This window comes from Corynebacterium ammoniagenes DSM 20306, assembly GCF_001941425.1.
GTDB lineage: Bacteria > Actinomycetota > Actinomycetes > Mycobacteriales > Mycobacteriaceae > Corynebacterium > Corynebacterium ammoniagenes.
Genome location: NZ_CP009244.1, coordinates 2,241,745 through 2,260,188, shown reverse-complemented (window position 1 = coordinate 2,260,188; position 18,444 = coordinate 2,241,745). Strand labels below are relative to the sequence as shown.

Sequence of the window (18,444 nt, the reverse complement as noted above, 5' to 3'; positions counted from 1 at the left end):
TGTGGCCGGTTTCAACTCAGGTGAGTTGTTGCAAGAACACCGGCACCGATGAGCGGAGAATTGTCACCGAGCCTAGCCCGGATAACCGGGGTGGATTTATTAGGCTCTAGTGCGGATGATGAAAGACCTGCGCGAATGGGAGCTAGAACTCTCTCTCCGAGGCCCACCAAGCCGCCGCCGATGATGATTGCGTCGACATCGAAAGCTGTCACGATTGCACCCAGCGCTCGTCCTAGGCCAGTGAGATTTCCTTTTGCAATCGTGGCAAAGTGGGCATCATCTTCTGCGATATCTTCCAGCCTAATGTCGTTAGCAGTGAGCTCACGCCAAGCGACTTCGCCGATAGCAGGGACGTGGCCTTCTTCAATATCGTTGTAATAGATGGTCAATCCGGTTCCCGAAGCTACGAATTCAGCGCGCTGGGCGTATCCAAAGGCATCAGATACGACCAGTTCTGAAAACTCGCCGGCGGTCGCACGTGGGGAAGAGATCAATGTGTGGTCATCAATGACTGCGCCGCCTAAGCCTGTGCCGAGGGAAATAAACAGCACCCGAGAGTAATCGGTGTGCCCACCGTATGTGTATTCACCGAGCCCGAATGCACGAACATCGTTGGTGGCAATACTGGGCAATCCGGCCTCTTCTGACACCAAGTCGAACAGGTTCGTACCCTGCCAACCGGGCATGGTGGCCCCGGCGTACGTAACGATCCCGGTGGCAGTATCCACTACTCCAGGGGCAGCTAGACCTACGCGAGTTGGTACAAGTCCTGCTGCGTGTGCCGCCGCGGCAGCTTCCCGTAGTGCTACGCGAACCTGCTGCTGGGCGGTGGAATTCGCCGGTTGGCTGGGGATGCGTCCTGCGGAAAGAACCGTGGTGGGTTGCGCATCTGGGATGAGCCCATAGGCGATCTTTGTGCCACCGATATCAAGCGTGATTGTGCAAAAGCTAGGCATGGGGTCTCCACTTTGCTACTATGAGCTACATTACTTATAAGACATCATACAGGTTGGCGACAGGTGCGTAGTCTCTTGGCGTAAAAAGGCTTGGCCAGATGCTCGGAAGTTCGGCTCACACATGCACAACAGACCAAATGAGGTATTAACTGCCATGATGGTGCACTCAGACAACCAAGTGCCTAGAGATTTATTTAACGGCGATATCACGGGGTTGTTTTATGACGGTGTGAATCCGCCACGCCCTGCTACGTTGACTTTGGTTAATGGCGTTATTGACGCAATCGTCGACGCCGATGATGCGGCTGACTATGATGCATCGACTGCTGCCCGGTGGGATGGCCCGTTGATTGTTCCAGGCTTTATTGACGTGCATAACCATGGCGGTGCGGGCGGCGGATTTCCTACCGGCACTGCCGATGAATGCAGAGCTGCCGCGATGTACCACCGTGAACGCGGTAGCACCACGCTGTGGGCTTCTTTGGTCTCCGCGCCCGGGGAGGAGCTAATTGCACAAACGTCGATGTTGGCTGATTTGGCTAGGCAAGGATATATCTCAGGCGTACACATGGAAGGCCCGTTTATCTCTTCGTGCCGCTGTGGTGCGCAGAACCCGGCGAACATTATTGACGGTGACCCGAGTCTATTTGCTGAGATTATTTCCGCAGGTGAAGGTTATTTAAAGTCCATTACCTTCGCGCCAGAAACTGCGAACTCGGAACAGCTTTTTGAACTATGTGCGCAACATGGTGTCATCGCATCGTTGGGCCATACTGATGCTGATTTTGACACCATGGCTGCTGCTATTTCGCGTGGCCGTAAGATTGGCGCGACAATCACTGCCACGCACTTATTCAATGCTATGCCGCAGATTCACCATCGTGACCCCGGCGCGGCAGCTGCACTCATTAGTGCCGGTGCGCGCGGGGAAATTGGTCTAGAAGTTATTGCTGATGGCACGCATCTGGACGATGGTGCCGTCGACATGGTGTTCAATTGCGCGCCGAATAATGCCTTTGGAATTACAGATGCGATGGCTGCGGCTGGTAAACCCGATGGCGACTATGTCCTTGGCGCGCTCGATGTCACCGTTGCTGGTGGTGTGGCGCGGTTGACTGACGGTGGTGCTATCGCAGGTGGGACCAGCACTTTAGCAGAGCAATTCGCACGCCGAATAGCGCGTGGCGCAAGCGTTGCTCACACCAGTGCCTTTGTCACGGGCAATGTTGCACGCGTTATGGGGATGGACGACGTGGGGACAGTATCTACTGGAAAGCTTGCTGACCTGGTGGTATTTGCCGGATGCTCTGACTCGCTGCCGGAGATGACCATTGCGGCAGGCAGTGCGCTGCGTCCACAAGTAACTGCGAAGTAGGAAGAAATATTTAATGGAAATTTTGATTCGTACTAATGCTGCGTCAGTGGCTACAGCCGCGGCTGACATCATCTCGGACTACGCCGGACGCGGCGCAACGCTTGGGTTGGCCACGGGGTCAACGCCGGTGGCTATGTATAAAGAACTCATCACGAGGTATCAGCGTGGAGAGTTAAGCTTTTCTCAATGCCAAGCCTTCTTGCTGGATGAATACATCGGCTTGCCACGTGGACATGAGCAGTCCTATTTTGCGACTATTCGCCGGGAATTTACCCATCACGTAGATATCGATGATGCCCGTGTGTATTCACCCGATGGAACTGCTGAAAATCCAGATGAAGCAGGGGCTGCTTACGACGAAGCCATTGCCGCGGCTGGTGGAATCGATATCCAAGTACTAGGAGTAGGTACTGACGGGCACATTGGTTTTAACGAACCAGGAAGCTCATTATCTTCGGGGACGCGTATGAAAACGCTGCACGCCAGCACTATTTCGGACAATGCACGCTTCTTTGACTCCACAAGTGCTGTGCCAGTTCACGTGCTGACCCAAGGTCTTGGCACTATCAGCCGCGCCGGACATCTCATGCTGCTGGCCACTGGTAGCAACAAGGCAGAAGCCGTTGCTGCTTTGGCTGAAGGGCCGTTGAGCGCTATCTGTCCGGCGTCAATTCTGCAACTACACCCGCATGCCACGGTGATTGTGGATGAAGCGGCGGCAGAGCAACTCAGACACGCTGACTACTACCGGTTTACTGAAGCCAATAAACCCAGTTGGCAGGGACATTGACCTAACGATCCTCAGCCGAAACTGGCCTCAACTTTCTCATTCGATTTTCAAGTTTGGTTTTGAACTTTCACTGCTTTTAAAGGAGCTTTCCCATGTCTAATGCATCTATCGCTAACCTCTCTGGTGTTGTCCCACCAGTCATTGTTCCGCTCAATGAGGACCGTAGTTTTGACCGCGAATCCTATGCGACTCATTTAGAGCGCCTCATTGCAGCCGGCGTGCACGGCCTTTTTATTCTCGGTTCTTCTGGCGAAGTTGCTTTCTCCACTCGCGAGCGCCGCCAGGAAATTCTGGAAGCGACCGTGAGCATTGTCGATGGCCGACTTCCGGTTCTCGCCGGCGTTGTGGACACTCAGACCGAACGAGTCCTTGAGCATGTTCGCGATGCTGAAGCAGCAGGGGTTGATGGACTGGTTGCCACCGCCCCGTTTTATGCATTGGGTGGATTGGAAGTAGTCGAAGCGCACTTCCGTGCGATTGCGGAAGCAACGAATCTTCCTTTATACGCCTATGACATTCCAGTCTGCGTCAATGTCAAACTGCCCGTGGACATGTTGATGCGTCTCGCTGCGGACGGTGTAATCGCTGGTGTCAAAGACTCTTCTGGCGATGATGTAGCGTTTCGCTGGTTGTGTCAAGCCAATGAAGATGCAGGTCACCCGCTGCGTATCTTTACCGGCCACGAGGTCGTTGTTGACGGGGCCTACCTATCAGGTGCAGATGGCAGTGTTCCTGGTCTGGGTAACGTCGATCCTGATGCCTACGTTCGTCAGTGGAATGCTTACCAAAATAACGACTGGGAAACCGTGCGCACCGAGCAGGACCGTATTGCACGTCTGATGCATATTGTGACTGTCACCAGCGGCGTTTCCGGATTTGGTGCTGGTATCGGCGGATTCAAGACGGCTCTACAGATGCTCAACGTTATCAAGACCAACCAGATGCCTCTTCCTGTTGCTCGCATGGAAGGTGACAATGTTGAAGCAGTCCGCAAGGTGCTGCAGGATACGGACCTGATTTAGTCTTCGCTTATCAGGCAGACTGCTCTTGCGGAGAGATTGACTCCGAGTAAGAAAAGTTAAGGCCCAGTCTCGGATGAAAATCATTGAGAGACTGGGCCTTAAGTGCTTGAGAGGGAAAGCTGAGCAGGGAATCTAAGCCAGGGAACTATGCTAGAGAGTTGAGCAGGGGAGCGTAGTGCTCATCAACCGCCTCAAGATAGGTTTCCAAGTCGCCAGCTTCGGCGGCGGTGAGCATCTTGCGGTGCGCGCGAGCGGTGTCTTCTAGCTTGTCGGTACGAACATCGGCGCTGCTGAGCGCTTGCATATGGATGCTCCACAAAGTGGTTCCGAGCTGCGATAGCAATGCTGAGGTGTGGGTGTAAAGCTGTTGGTGGAAGGCGTTGTCTTCATCTAAGAAAGGCTCGCCAGCCTGGGCTTTTTTCTCCATAGCCGTTACAACTGCGCTTAATGCAGGGTTGGTGGACCCTTTGAGCGCGGAGACGATCGCGCCGGCAGAGCCAATATCTAGCATTTTTCGAACCTCAACCACATCACGCAATGTATTGAGGCTGCCGGGCTCTAAAGACGCACGCAACAAAATAGTTTCGGCCAACGGCGCTAGCGATAGATTGCCAACGAAGCTGCCCTTGCCGCGTTCAACACGGACGATATCTAAGGCTTGGAGCTGGCCGATAGCTTCGCGCACAGCAGATCGGGATCCCTGCAGCTCTTGGCAGAGTTGATTCTCAGAGGGAAGGGGATCGCCAGGATTTAGCTTGTGCGAAACAATGTAACCCTTGATGGCTTGAATAACGCTATCTGTGCGGCTGAGCGGCGGCAGGGGTGTAAAGCCGCCTGCCGGCGTGCCTGCGGTGTCGCTTCCCGCGGAGTTGGGATGAGTCATGGTGCCTTCAATCTCTTGCGGAATGAATACGGCAATTACGCACTCGGTGTGCACACTGATGTCAGACATGTAGGTGTAGTGCCGTTGAGGTTGAAATTGTAGCAGTAGATATCAAATACTGCGTGGGGATATGGGGATTTCTGTGTTTGCGGGGGTGAGGCGCCTTTTGTGCCCTGGTTATAGGAGAAGGTATGCATGCTGGCACGGCTAAGAATGTGGTGGTGGTGGGGGTGATACTGGGGGTGCTTGCGGCGTGGATTCGGGACTTAAAGGTTTGTGTCCCGTTTGTGGTGTGACCTCTGTCTATGGATGTATCTACTGGGTGTCATGCACTGTCCAGTAGCCATTCTGGAGATTTGCCGCTCTCTTTTTCAACTATGTGAGCCACCTAACCTATAAGATGTCTGATAAGCGAATCGTTAGGGAGATTTAGATATGCATCCCGATAACGGCCGCAGCGTTTGAGATAAATGTGCGCGCTTAAGCAATTTCATAGCAGACGTAGCATTCTGTTTCCTCCATTCCTCCCCCAAAGAGACAAGGTATTGAAGATGGCACACCTAAACCGCCGCGCGAAGGTCATGACCGCAATGTTGGCCACTGCCGCACTCTTCGTCACAGCTTGTGGAAGCTCTGATGACACGTCAGATGCTGCTGGTGGTGCTGACGGCACTGCTGGTGCAGGTACCGGAACCATCATTTCCGGCGTCGCATACGCGACCACCAACTACCACCCATCCTCCACTTCATCGGCGTTGGCAATGGGTACCAACTGGCACGTAGTTGAGGGCTTGTATGAGCAGGATCTTTCGGATTACTCGGTATATAAGGCGTTGGCCGCTGAAGATGAGCCAACCGAAATCTCCGACACTGAGTATGAGATCTCCATCCGTGAGGGTGCGAAGTTCTCCGATGGTGCGGATGTAACTTCCGCTGATGTTGTTTCCTCCTTTGAACGCGCTATGGCTGAAGGAAACATTTACGCGGACATGGTTGATTTCATCGATACTGTTGAAGCAAAAGATGACACCACCGTTTCTTTGAAGTTGAAGTACCCATTCGAGCTGCTCAAAGAGCGCCTCTCCGTGGTCAAGATCGTTCCGGAATCTGCCACCGATGAAGAACTCACCTCCATGCCAATCGGTTCCGGCCCATATAAGTATGAGTCGATTACAGATGCGCAGGTAGTTGCAATTCCAAATGAGCATTACAACGGTGAGAAGGAAGCCACCAACGGCAAGCTGGTGTGGGACGTCCTGGTCGATGACACCGCACGTACCAACGCTGGTCAGTCCGGTGCTGCTGACATTATTGAGAATGTCTCCGCTGACAACGCTTCCCTTCTAGAGGGGGCTGGCATGACTATTGAAGAAAAGGAAGGCTTCAACCTGCCATTCTTGCTCTTCAATACGGAGAAGGAACCATTCAATGATGCGCGTGTCCGCCAGGCATTTCACCGCGCTATCGATAAGCAGCAGCTGGTGGACAACAACATGTCGGGCAAGGCTGTGGAAGCAACGTCCTTCCTGCCGGAAAGCCACCCGAACTACAGTGAGGCCGATACGGACCTCAGCTATGACCCAGACGCAGCGAAGGAATTGCTGGAAGAGGCTGGTGCTGATGACATTTCAGTCACCTTGCTGACCACTGACCACACCTGGATTGAGCAGCTATCGCCGCAGATCAAGAATGACCTGGAGGCAGTCGGCATCACCGTCAACATCCAGTCCCAGGCATCAGCATCGCTGTACTCCGACTACCTCGATGTTGAAGACCCATCCTTCGACGTAGCACTGGCACCTGGTGACCCATCGGTCTTCGGCCAGGACCCAGCTCTGCTGATGAACTGGTGGTACGGCGATAACGTGTGGACCCAGCAGCGTTCCTTCTGGCAGGAATCTGACAAGGAAGCATTCGATGAGCTGCAAAACGTCATCACCGAAGGCGTGAAGAAGCCATCTGCTGAGGCACAGGAGAACTGGGATACCGCTCAGAACATCATTGCTGAGAACGCGGTTATCTACCCACTGTTCCACCGCACCCTGCTGACTGCATACAACCCAGAAAAGATTGAAGGCTTCAAGGCAATCTCCACCACTGGTCTGCAGCTGCTGGATGCGACCTCGAACGAATAAGACGGCGCAAGCGTAGTCCTCGCTGTACACCGTTGATCTCAAAGGGCTAGGCGCACACAGGCCTAGCCCTTTATTTCGATCTTAGGAAGAAGAACTCGGAAAACTCATGAACAATCTCATCCGGCTCGTCGGTAGGCGCCTCGTGCTGCTGCCGATCATGGTGTTGGGGGTGACATTCCTGGTATTTGTGCTGATGTCACTGTCACCAATTGACCCCGCATATGCTGCCCTCGGCGAATCTGCCACCCCGGAGGCGCTCGCCACCTACCGCGAAACCAATGGCCTCAATGACCCATGGTACATCCAGTTCGGTTCCTATATCGCAGGCATGGTCCAAGGTGACCTCGGCGTCTACGGCCAAGCAGGACTACCAGTGGCCGATAAGGTCTTCGCTGCACTGCCAATTACTTTGCAGCTAACCTTCTTCGGTTTGATCATCGCAATTCTGATTTCCTTCCCACTGGGCATCATTGCGGCATTGTTCCGCAACCGCTGGCCAGACCAGGTCATCCGATTCTTCTCCGTGATCTTCATTGCAACCCCATCCTTCTGGTTGGCTATCTTGCTGGTCATGGCATTCATAGGCAAGCTGCCTGTCGCCGGTGGCCTGCCGCAACTCAGCGAAGACCCCCTCGGCTGGTTTGAGCGCATGCTGCTTCCAGCAGTCTCCCTGGCGGTACCGGTGATTGGTCAGATGACCCGTATTGTTCGTACCTCCATGGTCGAAGAGCTGGATTCTGACTATGTCCGAACCGCCATCGGTGCCGGTATTCCGCGCAGCGTGGTTGTCTCCCGCAACGTTTTGCGCAACGCGCTGATTACCCCAGTCACCGTGCTGGGTCTGCGCGTTGGCTACCTCATTGGTGGCGCGGTGGTCATTGAGATCATCTTCAACCTGCAGGGCATGGGCCGCGTGCTTATCGATGGCATCACCAACTCCTGGGTCAGCGTTGTCCAGGGCTCGGCACTGGTCGTTGCGATTTCCTTCATCCTGGTCAACATCATCGTTGACGTGCTCTATGTACTGATTAACCCTCGAATTCGGGCGGTGTAAAACATGACTTCTAAGAAGCAAAAACTCCAAGCCATGGAAGATAACGCGGGCAAAGTACGCTTCCGTCGGTGGAACGCCATGAGCTTTGGCTCCAAGCTATCGATCATCGTCCTTGGCATCGTTGCCCTCAGCGCGATTTTTGCGCCGCTGCTGGCGCCACACGATCCGCAAGCCATCACCATGAAGGGCCTTGAGCCATCCGGTGAAAACCTCTTTGGTACTGACCACCTCGGCCGTGACGTATTGTCCCGCCTGCTTTATGGCGGTCGCTACTCACTGCTGGTTGGTTTGGCGTCGACTGGTATTGCGCTCGCGATTGCTGTCATTTTGGGTTCCATCGCGGCCGTGTCGCGCAAGGGCATGGATGAGCTCATCATGCGCATTATGGATGTCATCATGTCCGTTCCAGCCATCGCGCTGGCAGCGGTTACCGTCGTGGTGTTTAGGGATCCTTCCAACCCCGAGTCACTCATTTGGGTGATTATTGGTTCCATCGCCTTTGTTTACATCCCGCAGCTCACTCGTATTGTCCGCGCGAACGTGCTGAGTGAATACGGCAAGGACTATGTCAACGCTGTGGTTGTCGCCGGTGCACGTGCGCCATGGATTCTGGCCCGCCACGTCATGCGCAACTGCGCGGCACCAGTCCTGGTGTTCGCAACGTTGCTGGTGGCTGACGCCATCATCCTGGAAGCCTCCCTGACCTTCATCGGTGCGGGTCTTCAAGAACCAATCGCTACCTGGGGCAATATTTTGTCCGCAGCGCAGCCAGGTGTGTTGCGCGGTGAATGGTGGCAGGCACTCTTCCCAGGCGTAATGATTATGTTGACCGTGTTGTGTCTCAACATTGTGTCCGAAGGCATCACGGATGCCATGGTTGCTGCACCGACCGGCCCTGCAAAGACCAAGCCATCGAAGAATGTTGAGCGCGAACAGGATAAGCTGCTCTCTGATTCCGCTGTGGCCCACGCAGCGCAGAAAGAAAGCTTGGACAAGCGAATCGCAGAACTTAAGCGCGTGGAAGCCCTGCGCGATGACCGCCAGAAGGCACCGGAAGGATCCCCGGTTCTATTGGAAGTCAAGAACCTGTGCATCAAGTTCCCACGCCATGGTGATGTCAATGTGGTGGACAACGTGTCCTTCACCGTCGGCAAGGGTGAAACCATGGCATTGGTCGGGGAGTCCGGTTGTGGCAAGTCCATCACCGCTTTCGCCATCATGGGCTTGATTGATCCGAAGGCCGAGGTGAGCGGTGAGGCGCTATATGAAGGCCGGGACCTTCTGTCCATGCCGCACAAGGAACGTCAATCGCTGCTGGGACATGAACTAGCCATGGTGTACCAGGATGCGCTGAGTTCTCTGAACCCAGGCATGTTGATTAAAGCTCAGATGAAGCAGCTCACCTCCCGCGGTGGCACCCGTAGCGCTGAAGAACTTATGGAGCTGGTTGGTCTGGAGCCAAAGCGCACCTTGGAGTCGTACCCGCATGAGCTGTCAGGTGGTCAGCGCCAGCGCGTATTGATTGCGATGGCCCTAACACGCGATCCCAAGCTGGTTATAGCCGATGAACCGACCACCGCGTTGGACGTGACGGTGCAGAAGCAAGTTATTGAGTTGCTCAATGACCTGCGTGACAAGCTCGGATTCGCCATGGTCTTTGTATCCCATGACTTGGCACTCGTTGCTGAGGTCGCACACAAGGTGACTGTCATGTACGCCGGCCAGGTTGTTGAGCAGGGAACCTCGGTGGAGCTGCTCACCAATCCCGTACACGAATACACTCGCGGCCTGCTCGGCGCAGTTTTGTCCATTGAGGCCGCTTCCGGGCGTCTTCACCAGATTCCCGGCGTTGTCCCATCACCGCGAGACTTTCCCGCAGGTGATCGCTTCGCACCACGTTCTTCCCATCCAGGCTACGGAGAGGACATCACTCCCGTGCGTACACAAGTGGGAGCACCGGAAACGGAGCACACCTACGCAGCCATTCCAGATCAGCAGACCGGAGTTATCTCTCCTGGTACTCCAGTGGAGAACACTGGCTCAACCACCACGAAGGAAGGTGCGTAAATCATGGAACACAACACCACAACCACAACAGATCCCATCATTGAGCTGCGCGATATTGAAGTGCGCTTTAAATCCCGCAACAGTGGACTGTTCAAGCCCAATTACGTGCATGCAGTCCAAGGTCTATCGCTGGCAGTCAACGCAGGTGAGACCATCGGCATCGTGGGCGAGTCTGGCTGCGGCAAGTCCACCACTGCCAATGTGATGTGTGGCCTGCAGATCCCAACCAATGGCCAGGTATTTTTCCGCGGCAAGGAAGTATCCACCCGGTCTGCAGCTGAGCGCCGCCAGATTGGGCGCGTTGTATCCGTTATCTTCCAGGATCCATCAACGGCGCTGAATGCTCGCATGACCGTGCATGACCAGCTCATTGACCCGCTGGAGATGCACAAGGTTGGCACCAAAGCCGAGCGCGAAGAACGCGTTGAAGAACTCATTTCGCGCGTAGGTCTGCCTGTCTCTGCGCTTGAAGCCATGCCCGGACAGCTCTCAGGCGGTCAGCGTCAGCGCGTCGCCATCGCCCGTGCGTTGACGCTGGGCCCGGAGGTCATTATTGCCGATGAACCAACCTCCGCGCTAGATGTTTCCGTCCGCGCGCAGATCCTCAACCTACTCATGGATTTGAAGAATGACCTTGGCCTGTCCATGGTGTTTATCTCTCACGATATCCAGACCGTGCGCTATATTTCGGACAGTCTCGTGGTGATGAACGGCGGCAAGATTGTAGAGCAGGGCCAGGCCGATGAGCTGCTCAGCAATCCGCGCGATGCCTATACCCGTACGTTGCTCGGTGCCGCTCCATCATTGCTCCACCCCTCGGGTGTTGAGTTGAATTAGTAGGGGAATAGCTTGAGTTTTCAAGTGGCTGGGAACCCGCGTCGCGGCATCATTATTGCCACGCACGGGGTGGGGTATAGCGCGACGGATTTGCATGACCTTGCCGCGCACTATCGCGAGGATTTCCTGGTGTACTTGGTGGATCTTGCTGGTCACGGTTTGGCAGCCGAGCTCACAGAATCGCAGCGTCAGAACCAATTCCACGCTACCGCCACACAATTTGAGAAAGACCTCGCGCAGATCCTTAACCAATCACCTAGCGGTATTCCGGTCATTCTTATGGGCCATTCTCTTGGCGGGGCAGTGGCCGCTTATGTTGCCACGCATAATGCATTGCTTGCCGATGCCCTCGTGCTTGAAGACCCCGCCATTCTCACCGCCGCAGAAGCCAAGGCCCACAACGCTGAGTATTCCTTCTCCTATGGGGCAACGGATGAGACCATCTGGCCGAATCTCATCATTCCCACGTTGGTTATCGCGGGCGATAGCGTGGGTAAAGACAATGAATTAATCTTTACCCACGAACATATTCAAGAACTTCAGCAATTCCCGTTAGTAGAGACGACCATTGTTAGCGGGGCATCGCATTTGGTACGCCACGATAATCCTGAAGGATTCTTCGCAGCTGCCGATGCCTTCTTGGACGATGTGTTGTCTAAAAGCATCACATCGACCGGCAAAAAGAAGCCCTTTGTTCTGGACAGCCTTCAGCGCATCGTGGACGTACTTCCTCCGCAGACCACGTGGGATGTAGTGCCCATGCGCGAGACCACGGCCAAGCGCAATAGGCCTTATCCCTTCGCGCCGGGCATCAGCGCCACGGAATTCCACACCACCGACGGTGATGCGCAACCGCAGACTGTCCGCGTTGTAGCTGCCGATGACATTCACAACGGAAGTACCCAGCCCATCGTAGTGTTCTTCTGCGTCCATGGTGGCGGGTATGTGGGCGGCAAGCCCGAGTATGACGATGTCCGTCATGAGGCCTTAGTTCAAGCCTTCCAGCCAGCAGTTGCCGTATCCCCGGATTACCGGTTGGCACCGGAAAACCCTTATCCAGCAGGCGTTCAAGATGCGATTGCCGCGCTGATTGAAACCGCGCGCCGATATCCCAATGTGCCCATCATTGCCTACGGTGATTCCGCCGGCGCGGGCACACTTGCCCAAGCGTTCGCGAGACTCGAAGAATTCGCACGTGCTGACGCAGCACTACTGCGTCAGCACGTCACCGCATTCATTGCCGTGGAGCCCTGCCTGGATCCGGCAATGCAATCAGCTTCCTGGACAACGTATGCCGATGGACCGATCTGGTACGACCGCGCATCCGAAGCGGCTTGGGCTGGCTACCTTCCCGAAAATACAGACCACCATGTAAAGCCTTCGCTGGTGCAGCTCATACCGACCAACCCAGAACTTCTTCCACCGACCCTGGTTGTAGTGAACCCGGTTGACCCGCTCCGCGATGAAGGAATCGACTGGGCTCGCCGCTTCACCGATGCCGGAGTGATTACTGAGCTGCACTGGTTCAAAGGCACCGTGCACGGTCTATGCACCATCCCTGGAACTGACTCTTGGGAATCTCTGGTGCAGCTCATCGCTAGGTTTACTCAGATTCCAAGCTCTTAACGATTCGGACGGTCTCAACTGCCACCCGCGTTACCTTGCCAATCAAATCAGCAATGTAGCGCGGGTTGCCCACTTCATCGGCCCAATCATTCGGGTCATTAACAATTCCTGATGCCTTGTCCTTCTTCACCAGGTAGCGGTCAATGATCCATGCCAAAGCTGAGCGTGATCCCAGCATGTACTCATCGGCTTCTGCTGGAATATCCGTGATGGTGACGCGCTTGTTGTATTTCATCGTCGTCACATCATTGACGTTTTTACCAGTCTCTGGGTCCTTTTTCTTTGCCCACGCGAGCTTGATTACACGCCACGTCTCACGGTCATTCTCATCACCGTTGACCTTGAACGTCAGCGGCCAAGGTTCTGCATCTTCGTAGTTCACGTGGAGATCCATCAGTTGCTTGCCCGCAACTGCAAACTTATCGAATTCCGCTCGCGTCGCCGGAGTTTCAATATGTGGCAGCATCTTCTTCAAGTCAGCAGCATACTTCGTCCGGTACTCCGGATCGTGCAGCTTTCCGTACACAAAGTGGAAGATATCATCGCCTGAAATATCCGAGCCCAAAGAACCTCGGTACAGCTTTTTGATCTCGTCGGTGATGTTGTCAATGCGGCGATAACCGTCAACGACTTCGCCGACTTGTCCGTACATGGAAGCCTCTTGTTCTGAAGTGGATGTGCTGCCTTCTGTGAATAAGCCACCATCATTAAATTCGAGAGGTTCCCAGGTAAAACGAGGAAAGAATTGGCCCCCTGAGCCGGCACCAGTGACATGAAGATCTGGAAGGAGTTTTGTCGCAAAGGCTGAAAAGGGAACTGCCGAGCCATTACCGACTTGATAGAATCCCACGTTATTGTGCCATTGAGTAGGGAACATTGAGGGAAGCTTTGAACGCTCATGGTTCAAGAGCTTGTCAAAATACACTGACTGTTTGCTAAAAGGACGGTACATTGCCGTCGTTAGTTGGTCTTCATTAAACACAAGTTCCTTATTTTGGAATGCATAGGTACGCAAACTACGGCTCCACTTGATCTTAGACCCGTCCGAGTGCCCAGGGAATTGCTTTAAAAACGCGCTGACCTGTTGCTCACCTGGGCCATGTAGGGGAAGACTGACGTCATGAAACTCGTCTCTAGCCTTAACGAAGTTCCTACCCAATTTCTTTACGTTAAGCGTTAATTTGGACTGAGAGAATGAATATGTCCAAGCATCTCGGCTTGTCCCTAGGCCTAGAGAAACCTTTTTGAAGAATTGCAGTCCCTGGGAATTTGTGCTTCCTAGTTTTGGCCACAGCGTGAACTTTTCGTTCCTTTGGCTGATCCAATCGCCATGGATATTTGGTTCGATGTGGTCCCATTCTAGTTTTAGAATGGATGATTCACTTACGATTTCTAGCTTTTCCTCAGCACTTAAATAGTCTCCGATGTCTCTGTAGTGGATTCGAGATCTTCCATGAGTCGGGTCCTTGATACCAATGGTGACCGCGATGGTGCTTCGCGAACCAGAGCCGAAGACCTTGCCGCCTTCTTTGCGCGAAAGTTCACCGGCTGTGCGCTGGTTTCCCCTTAGATTGAAGACATAGATATCAGTGAAGTCTTCTGCCAGGGACAGGCGGATTCCATCTCCTGTGTTTCCGTCGAGCCAGCCGCCGTTGGAAACGAATGCGACGATGCCTTGGGAGCCAATTCGATCGGTGGCCCATCGGAATGCGCGTAGGTAAGAGTCGTATAGAGAATTCTTGTTCGTGGCAGTCGACTTCGCAGCGTAGGTCTCTGCAATACGTTTATCCAAAGTTGGGTATTTCAGGTTCGCATTATTATCGTTCGCAGAGTGCTGACCAGCAGAATAGGGAGGGTTTCCGATTACCACGTTGATGGGTGCAGTCTTTTGCCGCTCAATGCGCTGGTTGTTATTTTTGAACACTTCCAGGTCGAGGATGTCGCCCTCTTCATGGATCTGGAAAGTATCCGCAAGCGCGATGCCGTCGAATGGAACATATTCAGGCTCAGTTTCGCCTTTACGGAAAGCCTCCTCGGCTCGAAGTGCGTTGTACGTCGTTTCAATGTTGACGGCGGAAACATAGTACGCCAGCAACATGATCTCGGTTGCGAAGAGTTCATTCGCGTACTTGCGTGCCAAATCCTCCGGTTTGATGAGACCAGACTGCAGGAGACGAACCATGAAGGTGGAGGTACCGGCGAAGGGATCGAGGATGCAGACACCTTCATCGGTAAGCCCTTTGCCAAAGTGTATCTTGGATACGTCATCGGCAGCGCGGAGGATAAAGTCCACGATTTCTACTGGCGTGTAAACAATACCGAGGGACTCAGCTTGCTTCTTGAATGCTTTTTGGAAGAAGCGCTCGTAGAGCTCCTTAATCACTTGCTGCTTACCGGAAGCAGAAGATACTTCAGAAGCACGTACGCGGACGGACTCATAGAACTTTTCCAAAGAATCTGTCTCTGTATCAAGGTTGGCCTCCTCCAACACATCAGCCATACGCTGCATGACTTGTGCCACCGGGTTATGTGTGGAGAAGTCATACTCAGTAAATAGAGCATCAAAAACAGGTGCTGTGATCAGATGCTGCGACAGCATGCTTATCGCTTCATCATCAGTAATGGAGTCATTGAGGTTACCTCGCAGACCTTCAACAAAGCGGTCGAATTCCTTACGTAGTTTTGGATTAGCGCCATCGACGAGGGCTTTAATACGGGTGATCTGTGACTGTGCAATGGATGCGACGTCATCAGCCCAGTCTTCCCAGTAGGTACGCGTTCCAACTTTGTCCACAAGCTTCGTGTACATGGCTTCTTGCCATTGCTCCAAAGAAAACAGCGCAACCTGTTGCGCCATGGTGCCATCGTCATAGGCATCATCTGCTTTACGAGCGTCACTTTCATTAAGCTTCTTTTTTGGATCCTCAACTGGGTTTACCTCGAGAGGTAAGTCATCGATTGAACCTTCGTTCAACGCGATGGAATTCACTTTTGCGTTGAAACGATCGTCGTGCGCACGAAGCGCGTTGAGAATCTGCCAGACAACTCTGAAGCGAGAGTTATCATTGAGCGCTTGCGAAGGACTCACACCAGGGGCTACCGCAACGGGAAGAATGATGTAGCCATAGTCCTTGCCCTCGGCCTTACGCATGACGCGACCGACCGACTGAACAACATCCACCATCGAATTGCGCGGGTTGAAGAAGATAACGGAATCGAGGCCTGGGACATCGACACCCTCAGACAGACAACGAGCATTGGTGAGAACGCGGGATTCTTGGGAGGGCATGTCCGCTTCCAACCAAGAAATACGCGAAGAACGTGCAAGAGCATTCATCGTGCCATCCACGTGGTCCGCGGCAATTTCAAGATTGATATTCTGCGCATCAACGCCAGACAGTGCTTGGTGCTCTATCAGCTGTGCTTTGTGAGTCTCAATAAGTGACGGGAAAGACTCTGCAATCTGCTTTGATGCCTTGATGTCTTTCGCAAAAGCAACGGTGCGCTGCATCGGTGCCGCACCAACGTCAAAACCGTCTTTTTGACCCTGAAGTTTGCCCGAGCGCTTAGCGAGAGCATTCCACGCACCAATCATTGCAGATGCTGTGGTCAGATTAATATCCGGACTTGGTGCAGATGCCAGTGCTTCTGCCGCAACATCCTCATCAACGGTCATGACCAGGACTTTGTAGTCCGTCAGCAAGCCCTTTTCTACGGCTTCACCGAACCCGAGACGGTGGAATTCAGGGCCGTAGATGGCCTCATCATCCATGGATGCGAGTTCAGCGGAATGCTCTGCTGCCTTGCCCTTAATAGAATCATCGAAGAGGCGCGGAGTCGCCGTCATGTAAAGGCGCTTGTCCGCCTTGATGTAGTCCTCATCGTGGACGCGAACAAAGTTGGATGCGTCTTCACCAGCAAGAGTTACACCGGTAGTGCGGTGAGCCTCGTCGCAGATAATGAGATCGAAGTTTTCGATCCCCCCCCCCTCTGTCATTTGAGCATCATGTACTGCCGGGAGGGACTGGTAAGTGGAAAAGACTACGTGCAAACCTTGAGCACGCTTACCGCTCGCAAAAGTCTTGGAAATCATCTCACCATTGGTGGAGACCGGTATTTCCAAGTCGTGCGGGGCAATATCTTCCGCAGCCCGCCCGACCTTGGTGTCTGAACACACCGCGAAGCAACGTAGATCCATCGTGGACTGCGCAGTCCACTCACGAAGCGTCTGCGAGAGCAGCGCGATTGATGGAACTAGGAACAAGACTCGCGCCTTATTGCCGTTTTCTTTTGCGTACTGCTCGGCTAAACGAAGCGAAGTGAAAGTCTTGCCCGTGCCGCAAGCCATGATCAACTTGCCGCGGTCATTGTTTCCGAACCCGGTCATCACCATGTCGATTGCCTCGACCTGATGCTTGCGAGGAGCAAATGCTTCTTTCCTGGATAGGTTGATCTGAATTTCAGAACCGGGGAAGGCTACATCCCAATTCACCGGTGCCGTGGCAATATCAGACATACCAATACGGCTGGTTTCAATGACCTGGTTTTCTAGAGCGTCTTCAGCATTCTTTGACCATTTGTCGGTGGTGGAGATGATGTAGCGATGCGAGAAGTGTTCCTTACCCTTCTCCGTTTCAAAGGAATGCCCGCTGGCCTCGAAGAAAGAGTCAATGTGGCTTTTTTGAATACTGGTGGTTTCCTTGTAGAACTTCGCTTGGATGGCCACCCAGCTATCGTCATCAATTCGGTGAGCCACCAAGTCGATGCCAGTATCAGATTTGCCGCCATTATAGCGCCAGTCACTCCAGCGATAAACCTCATCAAATTGGCTTGCAAGAGTGGGGGCAGTACGGAAGAAGTTCACCATCAACTTCTCAAAAGCAATGCCGTACTTGCCTTGAGGCTGATTTTCGCGGAGTTGTTCCAGTACTTCACCAAACGCAGTCATAAAGACATTATCTATGAACTAGGTTATGTGCGCTGAAACAGGGGGAGGAAGATGAGGGACATCGAAAGAAAGCAGGCAATGAAATACTGCTGAATTTGGAGGAATTAAAAGGGCATGATTCCTCGAGACGCCATGTAATCTACGCATGCGTCCACCTCATCGTAGATGTATGCACGCGCGAGCAAGTCATTGAACTTGGCTGAAACTTCAGGGTCGTCGTCCTTGAAAGGGACTGTCAGTATTTTGTTTGATGGCAGCAGAAGCAGATTTGCTGCTAACAACGCTGTGCGTTTGTTACCGTCCCCGAAAGGTTGAGCTTTTGCGATAGAAACGAAAAGGGTAGCAGCCGCCTTCTCAATGGAGAGTACTGAAGCCTCGTTGATGAACTTCTGGAGATCAGTTTCTTGAACTGCAAAAGGTCGGTGATCTCCAAAACGAGTAGAAACCCCGATGTTATCGCTGTCCTGACGAAAAACTCCGGGTCGAAGTGCCGCTGAACGTGTCATCGCAGAGTTGATAGAAATGACAACGCTAGGACTAAGCGAAATGTTGTTGTTATGGCACTCAAGGATGATTTTTGCGGCGTCATTGAGGTCTTTAAGCAGCTCGAGATCAGCTCGGCTCGCAATGCCTCGAATATCTCCGTTAGAAATAAAAGATTGTGTCGCGAGCCGGTCGCTTCGGAGATTGTCGAAGACTTTACCGGCCGTGTAGATGACGTCCGTCAATTTTCCCGTATCGAGCATGGAAG

At 53.4% G+C, this 18,444-nt stretch carries 12 protein-coding genes; 8 read left to right on the top strand and 4 right to left on the bottom strand.

The window, feature by feature from the left end; all coding sequences use genetic code 11:
* Positions 1–11: 11 nt before the first annotated feature.
* A complete protein-coding gene (locus tag CAMM_RS10350) occupies positions 12–956 on the bottom strand; it encodes an ROK family protein (RefSeq protein ID WP_003847237.1) in 945 nt (314 codons plus the stop codon).
* 154 nt (positions 957–1,110) lie between these two features.
* Between CAMM_RS10350 and CAMM_RS10345 the strand changes: the two genes are divergently transcribed.
* The 3 genes from CAMM_RS10345 to CAMM_RS10335 all read left to right on the top strand — a co-directional run bounded on the left by CAMM_RS10345 (position 1,111) and on the right by CAMM_RS10335 (position 4,143).
* Positions 1,111–2,331 (top strand): N-acetylglucosamine-6-phosphate deacetylase, encoded by a 1,221-nt coding sequence (locus CAMM_RS10345; RefSeq protein ID WP_003847239.1) that lies wholly within the window; start codon positions 1,111–1,113, stop codon positions 2,329–2,331.
* A 13-nt stretch (positions 2,332–2,344) separates the two neighbouring features.
* Entirely contained in the window at positions 2,345–3,121 is a 777-nt protein-coding gene (gene nagB / locus CAMM_RS10340) for a glucosamine-6-phosphate deaminase (protein ID WP_003847240.1), read from the top strand.
* Between the two features lie 92 nt (positions 3,122–3,213).
* Positions 3,214–4,143, top strand: coding sequence for a dihydrodipicolinate synthase family protein (locus tag CAMM_RS10335; protein ID WP_003847246.1), 930 nt, complete (start codon positions 3,214–3,216; stop codon positions 4,141–4,143).
* Between the two features lie 145 nt (positions 4,144–4,288).
* On the opposite strand, the gene CAMM_RS10330 is transcribed toward CAMM_RS10335, so the two are convergent.
* Positions 4,289–5,095 (bottom strand): FadR/GntR family transcriptional regulator, encoded by an 807-nt coding sequence (locus tag CAMM_RS10330; RefSeq protein WP_003847247.1) that lies wholly within the window; start codon positions 5,093–5,095, stop codon positions 4,289–4,291.
* A gap of 482 nt (positions 5,096–5,577) precedes the next feature.
* Here CAMM_RS10330 and CAMM_RS10325 point away from each other — a divergent pair, with 482 nt between their 5' ends.
* The 5 genes from CAMM_RS10325 (at position 5,578) to CAMM_RS10305 (ending at position 12,745) form a co-directional block, all read left to right on the top strand.
* Complete coding sequence (locus CAMM_RS10325) at positions 5,578–7,161, top strand: ABC transporter substrate-binding protein (protein ID WP_040355388.1); 1,584 nt, start codon at positions 5,578–5,580, stop codon at positions 7,159–7,161.
* A gap of 106 nt (positions 7,162–7,267) precedes the next feature.
* Positions 7,268–8,215: an ABC transporter permease gene (locus CAMM_RS10320; RefSeq protein WP_003847249.1), complete on the top strand. Its 948-nt coding sequence runs from the start codon at positions 7,268–7,270 to the stop codon at positions 8,213–8,215.
* 3 nt (positions 8,216–8,218) lie between these two features.
* Positions 8,219–10,282: a dipeptide/oligopeptide/nickel ABC transporter permease/ATP-binding protein gene (locus tag CAMM_RS10315; protein ID WP_003847250.1), complete on the top strand. Its 2,064-nt coding sequence runs from the start codon at positions 8,219–8,221 to the stop codon at positions 10,280–10,282.
* Positions 10,283–10,285: 3 nt separating this feature from the next.
* A complete protein-coding gene (locus CAMM_RS10310) occupies positions 10,286–11,119 on the top strand; it encodes an ABC transporter ATP-binding protein (RefSeq protein WP_003847251.1) in 834 nt (277 codons plus the stop codon).
* A 12-nt stretch (positions 11,120–11,131) separates the two neighbouring features.
* Positions 11,132–12,745, top strand: a complete 1,614-nt coding sequence (locus CAMM_RS10305) for an alpha/beta hydrolase (protein ID WP_147581081.1) — start codon at positions 11,132–11,134, stop codon at positions 12,743–12,745.
* Here the strand turns inward: CAMM_RS10305 and CAMM_RS10300 are convergent.
* Both CAMM_RS10300 and CAMM_RS10295 read right to left on the bottom strand, forming a co-directional pair.
* The gene (locus CAMM_RS10300; protein ID WP_003847254.1) at positions 12,723–17,693 is read right to left on the bottom strand and encodes a DEAD/DEAH box helicase; all 4,971 of its coding nucleotides are present in this window, start codon (positions 17,691–17,693) and stop codon (positions 12,723–12,725) included. The genes CAMM_RS10305 and CAMM_RS10300 overlap by 23 nt on opposite strands.
* Positions 17,694–17,797: 104 nt before the next feature.
* A complete protein-coding gene (locus tag CAMM_RS10295; protein WP_003847255.1) occupies positions 17,798–18,439 on the bottom strand; it encodes a Fic family protein in 642 nt (213 codons plus the stop codon).
* Between the last annotated feature and the right edge of the window lie 5 nt (positions 18,440–18,444).

Excerpts from the sequence above, each read along its gene's own strand:
- CAMM_RS10300 (WP_003847254.1), bottom strand. The coding sequence starts at position 17,693 with ATGACTGCGTTTGGTGAAGTACTGGAACAACTCCGCGAAAATCAGCCT.
- CAMM_RS10350 (WP_003847237.1), bottom strand. The coding sequence starts at position 956 with ATGCCTAGCTTTTGCACAATCACGCTTGATATCGGTGGCACAAAGATC.
- CAMM_RS10345 (WP_003847239.1), top strand. The coding sequence starts at position 1,111 with ATGATGGTGCACTCAGACAACCAAGTGCCTAGAGATTTATTTAACGGC.
- CAMM_RS10325 (WP_040355388.1), top strand. The coding sequence starts at position 5,578 with ATGGCACACCTAAACCGCCGCGCGAAGGTCATGACCGCAATGTTGGCC.
- CAMM_RS10320 (WP_003847249.1), top strand. The coding sequence starts at position 7,268 with ATGAACAATCTCATCCGGCTCGTCGGTAGGCGCCTCGTGCTGCTGCCG.
- CAMM_RS10315 (WP_003847250.1), top strand. The coding sequence starts at position 8,219 with ATGACTTCTAAGAAGCAAAAACTCCAAGCCATGGAAGATAACGCGGGC.
- nagB (WP_003847240.1), top strand. The coding sequence starts at position 2,345 with ATGGAAATTTTGATTCGTACTAATGCTGCGTCAGTGGCTACAGCCGCG.
- CAMM_RS10295 (WP_003847255.1), bottom strand. The coding sequence starts at position 18,439 with ATGCTCGATACGGGAAAATTGACGGACGTCATCTACACGGCCGGTAAA.
- CAMM_RS10335 (WP_003847246.1), top strand. The coding sequence starts at position 3,214 with ATGTCTAATGCATCTATCGCTAACCTCTCTGGTGTTGTCCCACCAGTC.
- CAMM_RS10310 (WP_003847251.1), top strand. The coding sequence starts at position 10,286 with ATGGAACACAACACCACAACCACAACAGATCCCATCATTGAGCTGCGC.
- CAMM_RS10330 (WP_003847247.1), bottom strand. The coding sequence starts at position 5,095 with ATGTCTGACATCAGTGTGCACACCGAGTGCGTAATTGCCGTATTCATT.